The sequence below is a fragment of the Pseudomonas sp. CM25 genome (assembly GCF_013179705.1).
GTDB lineage: Bacteria > Pseudomonadota > Gammaproteobacteria > Pseudomonadales > Pseudomonadaceae > Aquipseudomonas.
The window spans coordinates 1-2,686 of record NZ_JABMCW010000523.1 but is presented as its reverse complement, the minus strand read 5'-3'; the positions used below and the strand labels follow the sequence as shown (position 1 = coordinate 2,686).

General features: G+C 61.5%; 1 protein-coding gene and 1 pseudogene. One reads left to right on the top strand and one right to left on the bottom strand.

All coding sequences use genetic code 11. From position 1 onward, the window contains the following. The coding region (gene ilvD, locus HP546_RS28875; protein WP_172232874.1) for a dihydroxy-acid dehydratase at positions 1–1,451 on the top strand (1,451 nt) is incomplete at its 5' end. A gap of 175 nt (positions 1,452–1,626) precedes the next feature. Here ilvD and HP546_RS28870 read toward each other — a convergent pair. Beyond that, positions 1,627–2,682, bottom strand: a pseudogene (locus HP546_RS28870) (haloacid dehalogenase-like hydrolase). Between the last annotated feature and the right edge of the window lie 4 nt (positions 2,683–2,686).

Here is a 2,686-nt window from a genome sequence, read left to right as displayed (position 1 = left end):
TGGCCGCCCTGCGCCTGAACATCCCGGTCATCTTCGTTTCCGGTGGCCCGATGGAGGCCGGCAAGACCAAGCTGGCCAGCCACGGCCTGGACCTGGTCGATGCCATGGTCATCGCTGCGGACTCCTCGGCTTCCGACGAAAAAGTCGCCGAGTACGAGCGTAGCGCCTGCCCGACCTGCGGTTCGTGCTCGGGTATGTTCACCGCCAACTCGATGAACTGCCTGACCGAAGCCCTGGGTCTGGCCTTGCCAGGCAACGGTTCGACCCTGGCCACCCACTCCGACCGCGAGCAGCTGTTCCTCACTGCCGGCCGCACCATCGTCGAGCTGTGCAAGCGCTACTACGGCGAAAACGACGCCTCCGTGCTGCCGCGCAGCATCGCCAACTTCAAGGCGTTCGAAAACGCCATGATGCTCGACATCGCCATGGGCGGTTCGACCAATACCATCCTGCACTTGCTGGCAGCAGCCCAGGAAGGCGAGGTCGAGTTCGACCTGCGCGACATCGACCGCCTGTCGCGCACGGTGCCGCAGCTGTGCAAGGTTGCGCCAAACATCCAGAAGTACCACATGGAAGACGTGCATCGCGCCGGCGGCATCTTCAGCATCCTCGGCTCGCTGGCCCGTGGCGGCCTGCTGCACACCGACCTGCCGACCGTGCACAGCAACAGCATGGAAGAAGCCATCGCCAAGTGGGACATCACCCAGACCGATGACGAAGCAGTGCACACCTTCTTCAAGGCAGGCCCTGCCGGCATCCCGACCCAGACTGCGTTCAGCCAGTCGACCCGTTGGGAAACCCTCGACGACGACCGTGAAAACGGCTGCATCCGCAGCTTTGAACACGCCTACTCGCAAGAGGGCGGCCTGGCCGTGCTGTACGGCAACATCGCCCTCGACGGCTGCGTGGTAAAAACCGCCGGTGTCGACGAGTCGATCCACGTGTTCGAAGGCAACGCGAAGATCTTCGAAAGCCAGGACAGCGCCGTACGCGGCATCCTTGCCGACGAAGTGCAGGCGGGCGACATCGTGATCATTCGCTACGAAGGCCCGAAAGGCGGCCCGGGCATGCAAGAAATGCTCTACCCGACCTCGTACCTGAAGTCCAAAGGCCTGGGCAAGGCGTGCGCGCTGCTCACCGACGGTCGCTTCTCGGGCGGTACCTCGGGCCTGTCGATCGGCCACGCCTCGCCGGAAGCTGCCGCAGGCGGTGCCATCGGCCTGGTGCGCGACGGCGACAAGGTGCTGATCGACATCCCCAACCGTTCGATCAACTTGCTGGTCAGTGACGAAGAGCTGGCTCAGCGTCGTATCGAGCAGGACAAGAAGGGCTGGAAACCGGTTGAAGTTCGCCCACGCAAGGTGACTACCGCGCTGAAGGCTTATGCCCTGCTGGCGACCAGTGCCGACAAGGGTGCTGTGCGTAACAAGGCGATGCTCGAAGGGCTCTGAAGCTCTCTCTGGCGGAAATGAGAAACCGGCGCCTTGAGCGCCGGTTTTTTTATGCCTGTGCCGGCCTCTTCGCGGGTAAACCCGCTCCCACAGGTACTGCACAGATTTCAGATGCTGTGGAGTACCTGTGGGAGCTGGCTTGCCGGCGATAGGGCCAGTACAGGCAACACAACAATTACTGAATCTGCTCCGGCGTCACGATCACCCAGTTCTTGTCCGCCGTCACCGGCAATCCTTCCCTGGCCTGCGCCGCCGCGTTCCTGGCAATCATCCCGTTCAGCTGGTCCATGTACTTGGCCTTGCGGTTTATCCACAAGTGGATGCCACCCTTGCTCACGTCCACGCCATGAAACTGCATGTAGCCGTCACTGGTCGGCGTATCACCGCCCACCAGCACCGGCTTCTTCCACTCATCGATATAGGTCAGGATCGCTGCCTGCTTGCCCGCCATCCAGGTGGCCGGGGTCCACAGGTACGGGGTGAGCTCCAGCCCCTGATTGGCCTTGGCATCGTATTGCCCGGCGCTGATCTGCTTGCGCGCGGTGGTCAGCTGGCCGCTGGCCCTGTCCTTGAGCAGCAGGCTTACGCCAATCACGTTCTGCGGCTTCACGTTGTAGCCTTACTTAGGGTCCGAGGCGACCATGCGCACCAGCTCCTCGGAGGCGGCAGAAACCACATAGACCTCGATACCGTTCTCCATCAGCTTGTTGTACAACTCGGCCTGGCCCTTGAAGACCTTGGGCGGCTGTACCTCGATGGCCTTGACCTGATCCCCTTCGTAATAGGTACTGGGGATCGGCTGGGCGGTGGCCATCAGCTCATCTACCTGCACCTTCAGCTCCTGCAGGGTAAAGCCGGAGAACACCTGGGCCACCCACGGGTAGCAGACCATGTCGTCCACTTCGCACAGCCGGTAGTAGTAGCTGAAAAGGCTTTCCTTGTGCTCGGCGGTATCCTTGAATGGCATCAGTTTCAGCGAAGGGTCGAGTTTCTCACGGCTTAGCAGGCCCTTGTTTTCCATGAAAGGCAGCAACGCCTCTTCAAGGTCGTAGCGGTAACTGGTGTTGTCCATGTCGAACACCGCGTAATTGCCTTGGTTGGCATTGGCAGCAATCATGCTGTCGAGCTGCCTGGCAGCCTCGGCGGGCCAATGCTTGAGCTCGGTGGCATAGGTTTCGAGGCTGAACAGCACGGACAGACTGAGAGCGACAGCTTTCGCAGCGAACTTCATGGCC